At 61.3% G+C, this 13,867-nt stretch carries 10 protein-coding genes; all 10 read right to left on the bottom strand.

Annotated features, from left to right (window positions below):
- Window positions 1–103 precede the first annotated feature (103 nt).
- Window positions 104–2,962: a translation initiation factor IF-2 gene (infB, locus tag ACQ4WO_RS23245; RefSeq protein ID WP_034760145.1), complete on the bottom strand. Its 2,859-nt coding sequence runs from the start codon at window positions 2,960–2,962 to the stop codon at window positions 104–106.
- 46 nt (window positions 2,963–3,008) lie between these two features.
- Entirely contained in the window at window positions 3,009–4,574 is a 1,566-nt protein-coding gene (nusA, locus tag ACQ4WO_RS23250; RefSeq protein WP_034760148.1) for a transcription termination factor NusA, read from the bottom strand.
- Window positions 4,571–5,059 carry a ribosome maturation factor RimP gene (gene rimP, locus ACQ4WO_RS23255; protein ID WP_034760462.1) on the bottom strand — a complete coding sequence of 163 codons (489 nt, stop codon included), beginning with the start codon at window positions 5,057–5,059 and terminating at the stop codon, window positions 4,571–4,573. Before rimP ends, nusA begins: the two co-directional genes overlap by 4 nt.
- Window positions 5,060–5,404: 345 nt before the next feature.
- Entirely contained in the window at window positions 5,405–7,480 is a 2,076-nt protein-coding gene (rluB, locus tag ACQ4WO_RS23260; RefSeq protein WP_436483421.1) for a 23S rRNA pseudouridine(2605) synthase RluB, read from the bottom strand.
- Complete coding sequence (gene scpB, locus ACQ4WO_RS23265) at window positions 7,473–8,267, bottom strand: SMC-Scp complex subunit ScpB (RefSeq protein WP_070219235.1); 795 nt, start codon at window positions 8,265–8,267, stop codon at window positions 7,473–7,475. Before scpB ends, rluB begins: the two co-directional genes overlap by 8 nt.
- A gap of 204 nt (window positions 8,268–8,471) precedes the next feature.
- The gene (locus ACQ4WO_RS23270; protein WP_160309317.1) at window positions 8,472–8,648 is read right to left on the bottom strand and encodes a hypothetical protein; all 177 of its coding nucleotides are present in this window, start codon (window positions 8,646–8,648) and stop codon (window positions 8,472–8,474) included.
- A gap of 19 nt (window positions 8,649–8,667) precedes the next feature.
- Window positions 8,668–9,687 carry a glucokinase gene (locus ACQ4WO_RS23275; RefSeq protein WP_139090176.1) on the bottom strand — a complete coding sequence of 340 codons (1,020 nt, stop codon included), beginning with the start codon at window positions 9,685–9,687 and terminating at the stop codon, window positions 8,668–8,670.
- 378 nt (window positions 9,688–10,065) lie between these two features.
- Window positions 10,066–11,028: a VTT domain-containing protein gene (locus tag ACQ4WO_RS23280; protein ID WP_436483422.1), complete on the bottom strand. Its 963-nt coding sequence runs from the start codon at window positions 11,026–11,028 to the stop codon at window positions 10,066–10,068.
- A gap of 27 nt (window positions 11,029–11,055) precedes the next feature.
- Window positions 11,056–12,747, bottom strand: coding sequence for an ABC transporter ATP-binding protein (locus tag ACQ4WO_RS23285; RefSeq protein WP_436483423.1), 1,692 nt, complete (start codon window positions 12,745–12,747; stop codon window positions 11,056–11,058).
- A 9-nt stretch (window positions 12,748–12,756) separates the two neighbouring features.
- Entirely contained in the window at window positions 12,757–13,866 is a 1,110-nt protein-coding gene (locus ACQ4WO_RS23290; RefSeq protein ID WP_436483424.1) for an ABC transporter permease, read from the bottom strand.
- Window position 13,867 lies beyond the last annotated feature (1 nt).

The raw sequence follows: 13,867 nt of genomic DNA on the forward strand, positions 1-13,867 counted from the left end.
GTCCTAAGTGCCGCAGGGCGCATGGGTCAAACGGTTGCCCGTTGACCAATGCGCCCCACGTGTTTGCGCGGACATCACTATGTCCGCGCCATTACTTCTGTGATTACAGGGTACGAGCGATTTCCTGGACTTCGAACACTTCCAGCGTGTCGCCAACCTGAATGTCATTGTAGTTCTTCAGCGACAGGCCGCACTCGAGACCGGCGCGAACTTCTTTCGCATCGTCCTTGAAGCGTTTCAGGGAGTCGATCTCGCCGCTCCACACCACGATGTTGTTGCGCAACAGGCGGACGGAAGAAGCACGCTTGACCACGCCATCGGTGACCAGGCAACCGGCAATCGCGCCCACTTTCGAGACCAGGATAACCTGGCGGATCTCGACCTGGCCGATGACGGTTTCGCGTTTCTCTGGTGCCAACATGCCCGACAACGCCGATTTGATCTCGTCGATCGCATCGTAAATGATGTTGTAGTAGCGAATGTCCACGCCATTCGACTCGGCCAGCTTGCGTGCCTGGGCATCGGCACGGGCGTTAAAGCCGATGATGACCGCTTTCGAGGCGACTGCCAGGTTGACGTCCGATTCCGTGATGCCACCGACGGCTGCGTGCACAACTTGTACGCGCACTTCGGAGGTCGACAGTTTCTGCAACGAGCCAACCAGCGCTTCTTGCGAACCTTGCACGTCGGTTTTAATGATCAATGGCAAGTTTTTCACTTCGCCTTCGGCCATCTGGTCGAACATGTTTTCCAGTTTCGCAGCTTGCTGTTTCGCCAGTTTCACGTCACGGAACTTACCTTGACGGAACAGACCGATTTCACGCGCTTTGCGCTCGTCAGCCATGACGACGACTTCTTCACCGGCAACCGGCACTTCCGTCAGACCCTGGATTTCGACCGGAATCGAAGGACCCGCCTCAGCGATCGACTTGCCGTTCTCGTCCAACATGGCGCGAACACGGCCATACGAAGAGCCAGCCAGAATCACGTCGCCGCGCTTCAGGGTACCGGACTGCACCAGGATCGTCGCGACAGGACCACGGCCCTTGTCCAGACGTGCCTCGACGACCAGGCCGCGCGCAGGCGCATCGACCGGTGCCGTCAGTTCCAGCACTTCAGCTTGCAACAGCACTTGTTCCAGCAGGTCGTCGATACCTTGACCCGTTTTCGCCGAGACCGGCACGAATGGCGATTCGCCACCGTATTCTTCCGGCACGACTTGCTCGGCGACCAGTTCCTGCGTCACGCGGTCAACGTTGCCGCCTGGTTTGTCGACCTTGTTGATCGCCACCACCAGCGGTACGCCGGCTGCTTTCGCATGGGCAATCGCTTCTTTCGTTTGCGGCATCACGCCATCGTCGGCGGCTACCACCAGAATGACGATGTCGGTTGCCTTGGCGCCACGGGCACGCATCGCGGTAAACGCTTCGTGGCCCGGGGTGTCGAGGAAGGTGATCATGCCGCGTGGCGTATCGACGTGGTAAGCACCGATATGCTGCGTAATGCCGCCCGCTTCGCCGGAGGCAACCTTGGCACGACGGATGTAATCGAGCAGCGAGGTCTTGCCATGGTCGACGTGACCCATGACGGTGACCACCGGTGCGCGTGGCTTGGTTTCGAAGTGCGCGTGTTCGCCCACATCGGCCAGCAGCGCTTCCGGATCGTCCAGTTCGGCGGCGAACGCCTTGTGGCCCATTTCTTCCACCAGAATCATGGCGGTTTCCTGGTCCAGCACCTGGTTGATCGTGCACATCTGGCCCAATTTCATCAAATGCTTGATGACTTCGGATGCCTTGACGGACATTTTGTGCGCCAGTTCGGCCACGGTGATCGTTTCCGGTACGTGCACGTCTTTGACGACGGCTTCCGTAGGAGCCTGGAAGTTCGATTCACGGTCGTCATGGTGCGTCGGGCGACGGCCCTTCGCGCCACCGCGCCAGCTGTCACGGCCGCCTGGACCGCTATTGCCGCGCGGTTTCGGACCACCGGTGGTGCCGCGTTTTTTCGCGTCATCGGACCAGGTGGACGACACATTGGCCGACTTGATGGATTTCTTGTCTGCAACAGCAGGCTTCTTGTCGCCCGGCTTGTCGCCAGGTTTCTTGTCAGCAGGCTTGTGCAGGGTGCCTTCCGGCGCTTTCGGCTTGACGGGAACCGGTACAGGTTCCGGTGCCTTGATGGCGCGGCGTGGCGCGTTCATCATGGCCTTGATCTGGGCAACTTCGTCGGCAACGGCCTTGCGTGCACGCTCGGTGGCTTCCGCTTTGTCAGCGGCTTCCTTGGCGGCAACAGCAGCGGCAGCGGCTTTCTTCTTCGCTTCTTCAGCGGCAGCAGCTTTCTTCGCTTCGGCGGCGGCGTCGTCAACGACAGGCGCAGCGGCGCTGGCGGCAGGCGCGGCAGCAGCCTTGGCGGCCGCTTTCTTCGCTTCCGCTTCAGCTTCTTTCTTCGCAGCCAATTCAGCCTGTTGCGTGGCTTTCGCCTGGGCTTCTTTTTCCGCGTCGAGCTTGGCCAGACGTTCTTGCTTTTCGCGCAGATCGGCTTCCTGGCGGGCGATCAGCTCAGCCTGTTTACGGGCTTCTTCTTCACGGCGCGCCACGTCGGCGGGATCGATCACCGGTGCGGCAGGCGCGACCGGTTCTGCCGCGACCGGCGCAGCTTCGTCACGCTGGACGAAAGTGCGTTTCTTGCGCACTTCCACCTGGATGGTGCGCGATTTGCCGGTGGCGTCAGCTTGCTTGATTTCAGTCGTTTCCTTGCGGGTCACGGTGATTTTTTTCTTTTCTGTGTCAGCCGCTGCGCCGTGTGTGCGGCGCAGATGATCCAAAAGCTTGTCCTTATCATCTTTCGACAATGGATCTGACGTCGAACTTTTCTCGACGCCGGCAGAACGCAGCTGCGTCAGCAGCAAATCTGCAGGCATCTTCAGTTCGGTGGCAAATTGGGCTACGTTGTTACTCGCCATTCAGTCCTCTTTTCTATGTGTCGCGGAGATGATAAAGATACTCAAATTAAGCCTTTGCGGATTCGGCCAGACTCCATGCCTTGGCTTGCAACGCCTTGGCACGATCGTCGTATTTCGAGTCAACCAACTTCATCTCATCGTCGGTCACATCTTTAAATTCACTTGTAATCAGTTCACGCGCACGGTCCGCAGACAAGGCCAGGATTGCGCCAAATTCGTCGTATGCCAGTGCTGCAAATGCTTCAACGGTCTTGATACCAGCCAGACCCAGCTTGCCGGCGGTAATGCGGTCCATGCCTTCCAGACCCACCAACGCCTCGTCCATGCCTTCCAGACCCTCTTCCGAAGCAATCGCTTCGGTAACCAGCGCATCACGCGCACGGGTACGGAGTTCATTGACGGTATCTTCGTCAAACGATTCGATTTCCAGCATTTCGGAAATTGGCACGTAAGCGATTTCTTCCAGACTGGCGAAACCTTCTTCCACCAGAATATCGGCCACTTCCTGGTCGACATCGAGCTTTTCCATGAACAGGATGCGCACGGCAGCCGTTTCCTGGGCAGCTTTGTCAGCCGATTCTTCGGCCGTCATGATGTTGATCTTCCAGCCGGTCAGGTCCGAGGCCAGGCGCACGTTCTGGCCGGAACGGCCGATCGCGATTGCCAGGTTTTCTTCGTCCACGACGACATCCATCGCGTGTTTTTCTTCATCGACCATGATCGATGACACGTTCGCCGGCGCCAAGGCGCCGATGACGAACTGCGCCGGATCTTCCGACCACAGCACGATGTCGACACGTTCGCCGCCGAGTTCGCCGGTGACAGCCTGCACGCGCGAACCGCGCATGCCGACGCAAGTACCGATCGGGTCGATGCGCTTGTCGGCCGTGTAGACGGCGATCTTGGCGCGGACGCCGGCATCGCGGGCTGCGGATTTGATTTCCAGCATGCCTTGCTCGATTTCCGGCACTTCCAGTTCGAACAGCTTCATGATGAATTCCGGCGCGGTGCGCGACAGAATCACTTGCGGGCCGCGCATGTTGCGGTCGATACGCAAGATGAAGGCACGCACACGGTCGCCGATACGCAGATTCTCTTTCGGGATCATCTGGTCGCGTGGCAGACGCGCTTCGATCTTGCCCGATTCGACGATGGCGTCGCCGCGTTCCATGCGCTTGATGGTGCCGGTGACGAGCGAATCGCCGCGTTCCAGGAAGTCGACCAGGATCTGTTCGCGTTCGGCGTCACGTACGCGCTGCAGGACAACCTGTTTGGTATCCTGGGCGAAACGGCGGCCGAATTCGACGGATTCGATCGGTTCTTCGATATGGTCATCGACTTCGATATCGGCGATCTGTTCTTTTGCCTCGAAATGCAGGATCTCCTGATCCGGCAATTGCAGGCCCGCTTCATCGGGCACGACGTGCCAGCGGCGGAACGATTCGAATTCGCCCGTTTCGCGGTCGATCGAAACGCGGATGTCTACCTCACCCTCATACCGTTTCTTCGTGGCTTGCGCCAACGCGAATTCGAGGGCGCCGAAGACGACATCTTTATCGACGTTTTTTTCGCGCGCCAGCGCGTCAACCAATAATAAAACTTCGCGGCTCATGCTTTGCGTCCCTTAAAAACCACCTGCGGCACCAAGCGTGCCTTATCCACATCGGCGAGCGTAAACTCCAACATCGCCGGACCATCCTTACCTTCAAATTCCAACGACAATTTATCGCCCACGGGTTCTTGCAGAATCCCCTGGAACGATTTCCGGTTGTTCGTACCCGGCATCGCCACAGTCAGCTTGACGATGATTTCCTGGCCTGCGAAACGGACGAAGTCTTCCAGCTTGCGCACCGGACGATCGAGACCCGGGGAAGAAATCTCGAGACGCTCGTAAGGAACGTTCTCTACCGTCAACACATGCGATAACTGGTGACTCACCGTGGCACAGTCTTCAACCGTGATCGGACCTTTTTCAGCGGCATCGGCGGCGCTGAAATCAATAAAGACGCGCAGCAGCCCGCGCTCGGCACGTTCGACATCAACGAGCTCATAGCCCAGACCTGTAACTGTCTTTTCAATTAATCCCAACTGCTGCAAAAAATTCTCCAGAAATAAGGCCCGTTTTCGGCATGACGGCGCCGCAATGAGCGCCGACACCATGCAAAAACACGCATTCAAGTCATATATGGCGCCTTGCTGGCGCCATTACAAACGGTTCAACAAAAAAAAAATGGGCATCTGCCCATCTTCTTGTATTTCCCCAACCAGATGAAAGCACTCCCCACCAAACAACCCTGCGGAGAACTTTTATTAGGCTGCAGATTATAACCTCTTATTAACTTCGCCGCAATGCCGCACACGAGGAGCGGCCCGGCTTACAACAGTTACAAGAGCGCGCACCCGCGGCAGATCAGCGGGCGCGCAAGAAGAAACTCGTCCCGATTAACCTTTGCTGCGGCGGCGCGGCATGCCATCCATGCCGCCACGATCCATGCCGCCACGCGGCTGGCCACCGGAACGCGCTTGCCCACCGGCGCCACCGCCCGTATTGCGGCGCGGACCCGTGTTGGCGAAGCCGAATGCCGTTTGCAGCGGATCGGGCTGGCGCGGACCGCGCTGCGGTGCGCGGCCTTCGCCGCCACCGGCCGGACGGCCCTGGCCTGCCGCACGCGGCGGACGACCCTGGCCTTGCGACGCGCCTTCAAACGATGCCGACGAACGCGGCTGGCCGCCCTGGAACGGACCTTGCGGCTGGCCACGGCCGGGACCACGCGCTTCGCCTGGACGGCCGGCGCCGCCTGGACGACCCTGACCTTGCGGACGGGCAAACTGGCCTTGCGGCTGGCCACGGCGCGGCGCGACCGGGAAAGGATCGGCGTTGCGGTTGCTTACATCGATGCGGTTGCCATTCGGCTCGTCATCGCGGCTGGCCTTGCGCGCTTCGCGGCCCTTGGCGGCGCCAACGGCACGCGGATCGCCCGATGCCGGCATTTTCTTTTCGATGCCGTAGGCGGCCAGCAGGTCGCGCACGGTGTTTTCATCCATCTCTTCCCAGCGGCCGCGTTTCAGGCCGCTCGGCAGGGTCATGGCGCCGTAGCGGGTACGGATCAGGCGCGACACGGTCAGGCCGATGGCTTCGAACATGCGGCGCACTTCGCGGTTACGGCCTTCGCCGATCACCACGCGGTACCACTTGTTGATGCCTTCGCCGCCGCCATCGGCGATCTTCGAGAACTGCGCCAGGCCGTCTTCCAGCTCGACGCCGGCCAGCAGTTTCTGGCGCATGCCCTCTTCCAGCTCGCCCAGGGTACGCACGGCGTACTCGCGGTCGATGCCGTAGCGCGGGTGCATCAAACGGTTGGCCAGGTCACCGGAGGTGGTAAACAGCAGCAAGCCTTCCGTGTTGAAGTCGAGGCGGCCAACGGCCAGCCACTTGCCCGCCTTCATGGTCGGCAGGCGGTCGAACACGGATGGACGGCCGTCCGGGTCGTTGTGGCTGACGATTTCGCCGGCCGGCTTGTGGTAGACCAACACGCGCGGCGGCTTCTTGCTGACGCGGCGCTGGATCAACTTGCCGTTGATGCGCACGTGATCGGTCGGCAGGATACGCTGGCCGATGTGGGCCGGCTCGCCATTGACGGACACGCGGCCCGAAATGATCAGGTCTTCCATGTCGCGGCGCGAACCGAGACCGGCTTCGGCCAGCACCTTGTGCAGCTTCGGCGCGTCGTCGTCGGACGTCAGGTCGCGGCGCACGGCCACTTTTTGCATACGGCCCGTGCCGCCCTCTTCGCTGTCGAACGCGTCGGAGGTGACGAACGAGAAGACAGCATCAGCATCGCTGAGCTTGCCTGGCGCAGCCTGGCGGCCCTTGCCCTTTTTACGGCTCTTGCCGGCATTCTTGCCAGCGCCCGGCACGTCGTTGCGCGGACCGCGCGGCAGGCGCGGACCGGACACGAGGTTGCCTTCGGCATCGAACACATCGGCGACAGGCGCGGCGGCTTGCTCGACGACAGGTGCTGCTGCAACGGATTCGGCTGCCTGCGGCGCTTCGGCGCGCGGCGGCTGGCGCAGTGCGCGTTCCGCCTGCACGCCACGCATCTGGCGCGGACCACGGGTCGGGCGTGCTTCGGCCGGCTTGTCAGCGACGGCTTCGGGCGCCGTTTCAGCGACGGCGGCAGCGGCCTTGGCAGCAGCGCGGGCGCGCGGCGGACGCGGCGCAGGGGCGGCGACTGCTTCGGCAGCCGCTTCGGCGGCATCGGCCACGGCCTTCAAGGCTGGCTTGGCGCGGGTTTTCTTGGCGGCTGGGGCAGCTTCAGTTTCAGCGGCAGCGGCGACGGGCGCGGCGGCGGCCACGTCGGCTTTCGTGCGGCGCTTCGGCTTGGCAGCGGCGGTGTCGCCGGCAGCAACGGCAGCGGCCGTATCAGCTTCAATCTGGGCCTTGGTGCGGCGCTTGGGCTTGGCAACGATGGCTTCGTCGCTGGCGGTAACTGTCTCGGGTGTGTTCGGATTATTCATTCTTCGTTTCTTGGCTGTGCTGACCTGGCGCAGCGTCAACCGTTAGTTCTGGCGCAGGGTCGTGAGTGTAGGCTTCGTCCATGGGCGAAGCATCGGGGCCGGCATCAAGGCTTGCTGTCACATCTACATCTGTCACAGCCGTATTGCTACCTGCACCAAGCTGGGGGACAAGCTCATTGCTTGCCTTGTCAAAATTTTCCTGCAGGGCCGCTTCCAGGGCTTCGAGCCCATTGCCCTGCATCTCGCTGATTTGCTGCAAAGGCGGCAGCTGGGACAGCGATTGCAAACCCAGGTCATCCAAAAATTGCTTGGTGGTGGCCAGCAAGGCCGGCCGCCCCACCACGTCGCGGTAGCCGATGGCATCGACCCAGCCACGGTCTTCCAGCATCTTGATCGTCTGCGAATTGACGGCAACGCCGCGAATTTCCTCGATATCGCCGCGCGTCACCGGCTGGCGGTAGGCGATGATGGCCAGGGTTTCCAGGGTCGCCCGCGAATACTTGGGCGGCCGCTCGGGTGTCAAACGGTCGAGATACATCTTCATTTCCGGGCGGCTTTGAAAGCGCCAGCCGGAAGCCAGACTGACGATCTCGATGCCGCGCCCTTCCCATTCATCGCGCAACTCTTCCAGCAACTGCTTGATCGTATCGGCGCCAACGCCGACACCGCGCACGCGACCATTCTCGTCCGCATCGACGAACAGCTTCTTCAAGCTGTGGATCGTCAGCGATTCACGAGCGCACAGCAACGCGGTTTCGAGGACTTTTTTAGCCTCAATTGTATTCATAGCAATTCTGTGCGGATGTGTGTTGCAATTCGTATGCAGAGAAAGAAATCAAAAACGTTCATTTCAACGTAACAGATGGCAGACATCGATGATGACGCCGTGCTGGGTTACTAGTTGAGGCTGTTTTTCCGACGCCTTGGCCGATGCGCGCAAAGCGGGACTAAAGCGGATGCAGTGAAAGTCCTGCCATCCATGGTGCTGGCCTTAAATAACCAGCAATGAAACGAACTCCGGAGCAGCTGCTTTTCCCGTGGCGGCGAACCAGCCAGACAGGAGAGCGACAGTCGTCGTTTCATCCAACGATGCCAATTGTACCTGATAAAAAGCGGAAAAGCGCAAAACCGGGCAAAACACGCGTTTTACCCGGCCCTGGCGCGACATATCGCCCCCTACTCGCACATCACTGGGAGGCGAGTTTCTCCGAGAGAATGGCCGATGCGCCCAGGAACGCTGGGTATTGCGCCGTGATGACGAAGGTCGGTACTTGCGAGACATAATTGGCGAAGCGGCCCTTGCGCTCGAAGCGGGCGCGGAAACCGGAGCGGTCGAAACGTGCGCCCAGGCGTGGCACGATGCCGCCGCCGATATAAATGCCGCCCAGCGCGCCCAGCGTGACGGCGACGTTGCCCGCCACGGTACCGAGCATGCAGCAGAACGCTTCGATGACGTCGTCGCACAGCTGGGATTCGCCGGCCAGCGCGCGGCGCGTGATTTCCGCTGCCGGCAAGTCTTCCGCCGGCACGCCGGCGCGGTCGGCCAGGGCGCGGTAGATCAGTTCCAGGCCATCGCCGGAAATCAGGCGCTCGGCCGAGACGTGTTCGTATTCGCGCCAGGCGAATTGCAGGATGCTCACTTCCACTTCGTTGAACGGCGCAAAGCTGACGTGGCCGCCTTCGCTTTGCAGGGCGATCCAGCCGCCGTGCGACGGAATCAGGCCCGACACGCCCAGGCCCGTGCCGGCGCCGATCAGGCCGATGGCCGTATTCGGACGGGCCGTGCCCGCGCCCACCTGGTGCTTTTGCTCGTTTGACAGCTGCGGCAGGGAGCGCGCCAGCGCCGTGAAATCGTTGACTACGTCCAAAGTCGTGAAACCGCACTCTTCGCGCATGGCGCGGATCGAGAACGACCAGTGGTGGTTCGTCATGCTGAGGAAATCGCCGTCGACCGGGTTGGCGATGGCGATCACGGCATGGCGTACGGCTTGCCCGCCGGCGGCAGCGATGTGCGGCAAGGCCAGATAGGCTTGCAGCGCGGCGGACAGGCTAGGGTAATCGGCACAGGGCAACACTTCCACCAGGGTGATGTGGCCAGCGGCCACTTCCAGGGCGAAGCGGGCATTGGTGCCGCCCACGTCGGCCAGCAGGCGCGGTCCATCGGCGAAGGCGGAAGTCGGCAGTACGGGAGAAGACGAAGCGCTCATGATTTTAAATGATGAAGTGGGACGCATGGGACGCCAAGCTTAAAGGATGAATGCGCCCGGAGGCAAGCAAAGTTTGTAGTTTAAGTACATCAAAACAAGCCTTTATTGGTAGTTCCACTCCAAATGCAACAGGCAACGCCAAAATTGCTTAGGAACAATGATTTATAGTAAGTGCTTGCACCCATTAAACACACGAAAAGCATGCTGCACAGCAGCAGGAGCCGCCTTGAAAACAGAGTATGCCGGAGTTTGCGCAAAGCCGCTTTGTACGCGGTGGCGCGGGTGTGGCGCCGCTGTCCTGGCGCTGCCGCAAAGCGATTTTCGTATTATTACTACCGGTTTTTGACTGCCAGCCTGGCGAGCAGGAAGGAGCGGAAATCAGGTGGGCAAGCCTTCGCCCAGCAGGCTGGCGGGTGCCGGCTGGTCCGAGCGGTAGGCGGCATTCCACGCGTCCAGGCCGCCATGCAGGGGCTTGGCGCGGTGAAAGCCGTGCTGGTGCAGCAGTTTGGCCACTTGCGCGGCCGTCACGTCGTTGGGGCAGCTGCAATACACGATGATGTGGCGGTCCTTGTCCATGGCGATCATGGCGGGCACGGGCTCCTTGCCATTGAAGAACAAGGCGCCCGGCACGGCCGGTTCCAGCGCCTGCGCCGTGGCGCTGCGCGCGTCGACCATCAGCGGCTCTTCGCCCTGCTCTATGAGTTCGAGCAATTCATCGATGCCGATGCGCTCGATCTGCAAGGCCTGGCGGAAACGCCGGCGTTCGAGGAATTTGTACAGCAGGAACAAGCCCAGCAAGGTGGCCAGCATCAGCAAGGCCGTGCTGCCCATGGTGCTGAGCAAGTCGAGCACTTGTTGCACGCTGGCATGGAAGATCACGCCGACGACGATGCCCGTGCCGCTCCACAGCAAGGCGCCCAGGCCTGCGTACAGGAAGAACAGGCCCGGCGGCGTGCCCAGCGCGCCCGACATCGGTGCGGCCACGGTATTGAACCCCGGCACGAACTTGGAGACGACGAGGGCTTTCGGGCCCCAGCGCTTGAATTTGTCTTCCGTCTGGCTGACGCAGTAATCGGGCGACAGCGAGATACGGCACAGCAGCCGCAGGATGCGCTTGCCGAAATGGCGGCCCGCGCGGAACCACGTAAAGTCGCTGATCAGGCATGCGCCCAGGGCGGCGGCCAGCACCAGCGCCCCATTCATGTCGCCATCGACGGCCAGCGCCCCCGCCACCACGAGGATGGGAAAGGCGGGAATCGGCAGGCCGAGCTGCTCCACCAGCACGATGCCAAAGACTATCAGGACACCGTAATGTTCGAGAAGGTAAATGAGGTTGGGCATGGCCGCTATCTTACCGTAAAAAGTCCCTTACAACTGCACGCCCTTCGGTATGGCGCTGAGCAGGGTGCGCGTGTACGGATGCACGGGGTTGCGGTACAGCTCATCCGAATCGGCCAGTTCCACCACTTGTCCCTTGTGCATCACCATCACCTGGTCGGCGATGTATTTCACCACCGACAAATCGTGCGAAATGAAGATGTAGGACAGTCCGAATTCATCCTGCAAGTCCTGCAGCAGATTGAGCACCTGCGCCTGCACGGACACGTCCAGCGCCGACACGGATTCGTCGCAGACGAGGATTTCCGGCTGCATGGTCAGGCAGCGGGCAATGGCGATGCGCTGGCGCTGGCCGCCCGAGAACTCGTGCGGATAGCGGTGGAAGGCCTGTTCCGGCAAGCCGACTTTATCGAGCAGCCAGTAGGCCTTGGCGATGCGTTCCTTGTCATCGGCGCCGATGTTGTGGATGCGCATCGGTTCGAGCAAAATCTGTCCCACCGTAAAGCGCGGGTTCAGCGAGGCATACGGATTCTGGAAGATGATCTGGATGCGGCGTTTATACGGCAAATACTCCTTGTTCGGCATGGCAATCAGGTCCTTGCCGTGGAACATGGCCGTGCCGCCCGTCGCCTGGTGCAGGCGCAGCAGGGTCAAGCCCACCGTCGTCTTGCCGGAGCCGGATTCGCCCACCACGCCCAGCGTCTTGCCGCGCGGCAAAGTGAAGGACACGTCCTTGACGGCCTGGAACTCGCGCTTGCCGAACAGGCCCTCGCGCGTATAAAAGCTTTTGCTCAGATTATTCACCACCAGCACGGGCTCGTCACCGGGCGTGTAGCCGCGCGTGCGCTGCTTCACTTCGACGCCGGGACCGGCCTTGCCTTCCATGTAATCGGCAATCACGGGCAGGCGCCACGGGCGCTCATCGAGCGAGGGGCGGCAATGCAGCAGGGCCTTGGTATAACTGTCTTGCGGCGCTTCGAATACCTGGCGCACCTCGCCCGTCTCGCGTACTTCGCCGTGGCGCATGACGATCACGTGGTCGGCGATCTCTCCCACCAGGCCCAGGTCGTGAGTAATGAAGAGCACGGACATTTGGTGCTTCTTTTGCAGGGCCGCGATCAAGTCCATGATCTGTTTCTGGATCGTCACGTCCAGCGCCGTCGTCGGTTCGTCGGCGATCAGCAGTTTCGGTTCGCAGGCGATCGCCATGGCGATCATCACACGCTGCTGCTGGCCGCCCGACATCTGGCTCGGGTAGGCGTCGATCTTGGTGGCCGGGTCGGGGATGCCCACTTCCTCGAGCAGCGCCAGGGTGCGCGCCCGCGCCTGCTTGCGGTTCATGCCCATGTGCTGGCGCAATACTTCGGCGATCTGGAAACCGACGGTAAACACGGGGTTCAGCGACGACATCGGTTCCTGGAAGATCATCGAGATATCCTTGCCGCACATGGTGCGCCGCTCGGCGATCGACAGGTCCAGCAGATTGCGCCCGCCAAAATGGATGCTCGAGGCGGGATCGATGATGGTGTTATCCGGCGGCAGCAAGCCCATCACGGCCAGCGAGCTGACGGACTTGCCGCTGCCCGATTCGCCCACCAGCGCGACGATGCTGTTGCGCGGCACGTTGAACGAGATGCCCTTGACGGCTTCGAACGTGGTCTTCTTGTCCAGGCGGAAGGTGACGCGCAGATCGCGCACTTCCAACAGGTTATTCTGGTCCATGAGCAACTCCTATTTCACTTTGGGGTCGAGCGCATCGCGCAAGGCATCGGTAAACAGCGAGAACGCCGTCACCAGCACGGCCATCGCCGTGGCGGCGGCTGTCAGCTGCCACCATTTGCCCAGGATCAGTTCATTTTGTGCCTCGTTGAGCATGCTGCCCCACGAGACGGTGCCCACCGGCACACCAAAGCCGAGGAAGCTCAGAATCACTTCCGCCTTGATGAAGCCCACCACGAGAATCGACATTTGCACCAGTGCCACGTGGCTCACGTTCGGGAAGATGTGGGAAAACATCTTGCGCCAGTGCGAGGCGCCTATCGCGTCGGCCGCCATCACGTATTCGCGCGCCTTGTGCTTGATGTATTCGGCGCGGATCAAACGGTACGGCCCCGTCCAGCCAGTCAGCCCGAGGATCAGCACGATGGTCAGCACGCCCTTCTGTTGCAGCACGGCCGCCACCGTCAAGATCATCAGGATGGACGGAATCGACGTAAAGATGCTGTAGAACCAGTTGAAGAAATCATCGACAACGCCACCGAAGTAGCCGGACACGGCACCAAACAAGGTGCCCAGCACGACGGCCAGCAAGGCTGCCACCAGGCCCACGACGATCGACGTTTCACCGCCCTTGATGGTTTTCTGGATGATGTCATGGCCCCACTTGTCGGCGCCGAACGGCAGTGTCGCCGCCTTGTGCGTGACGAGTTTCTTGGCCTTGCCCATGCCGGCGCGCAAGGCTGTCAAGTCGTCGGCCAGCGGGTCGGTGACACCGTACATCTCCACGCCGGCGGAAGGGTTACTGCCCATCTGGGCGCGCAGTTCGGCGATGTCGTCGGCCAGCGGATCGAGCACGTTGACGGGGGTGGGCGCGCTGCGCTCATCAGCCAGGGGAATGGCGCCATCGACGGCCACGTCCTTGTCGGCGCCGACAAACGTGGGCGGCGCATAGCTGACGGCCACTTCGTCTTCCCAGTTCGAGGCGACCAGGCCGCTGGCGGACGCCAGCACCAGCAGGAAAAAGGCGCCGACCACGGCCAGCGATACCATTGCAATCTTGTCGCCGCGCAAACGGCGCCACGCCAGGGCCCACAGGCCGGGCGATGTATGAGGTTTCGACATC

It is taken from the genome of Janthinobacterium aestuarii, from assembly GCF_051380835.1.
Taxonomy (GTDB): Bacteria; Pseudomonadota; Gammaproteobacteria; order Burkholderiales; family Burkholderiaceae_D; genus Janthinobacterium; species Janthinobacterium aestuarii.

Coding starts and splice junctions, on each gene's coding strand:
- ACQ4WO_RS23270 (WP_160309317.1), bottom strand. CDS start 8,648: ATGTCGCGCCAGGGCCGGGTAAAACGCGTGTTTTGCCCGGTTTTGCGC.
- ACQ4WO_RS23275 (WP_139090176.1), bottom strand. CDS start 9,687: ATGAGCGCTTCGTCTTCTCCCGTACTGCCGACTTCCGCCTTCGCCGAT.
- infB (WP_034760145.1), bottom strand. CDS start 2,962: ATGGCGAGTAACAACGTAGCCCAATTTGCCACCGAACTGAAGATGCCT.
- nusA (WP_034760148.1), bottom strand. CDS start 4,574: ATGAGCCGCGAAGTTTTATTATTGGTTGACGCGCTGGCGCGCGAAAAA.
- scpB (WP_070219235.1), bottom strand. CDS start 8,267: ATGAATACAATTGAGGCTAAAAAAGTCCTCGAAACCGCGTTGCTGTGC.
- rluB (WP_436483421.1), bottom strand. CDS start 7,480: ATGAATAATCCGAACACACCCGAGACAGTTACCGCCAGCGACGAAGCC.
- ACQ4WO_RS23285 (WP_436483423.1), bottom strand. CDS start 12,747: ATGGACCAGAATAACCTGTTGGAAGTGCGCGATCTGCGCGTCACCTTC.
- ACQ4WO_RS23290 (WP_436483424.1), bottom strand. CDS start 13,866: ATGTCGAAACCTCATACATCGCCCGGCCTGTGGGCCCTGGCGTGGCGC.
- ACQ4WO_RS23280 (WP_436483422.1), bottom strand. CDS start 11,028: ATGCCCAACCTCATTTACCTTCTCGAACATTACGGTGTCCTGATAGTC.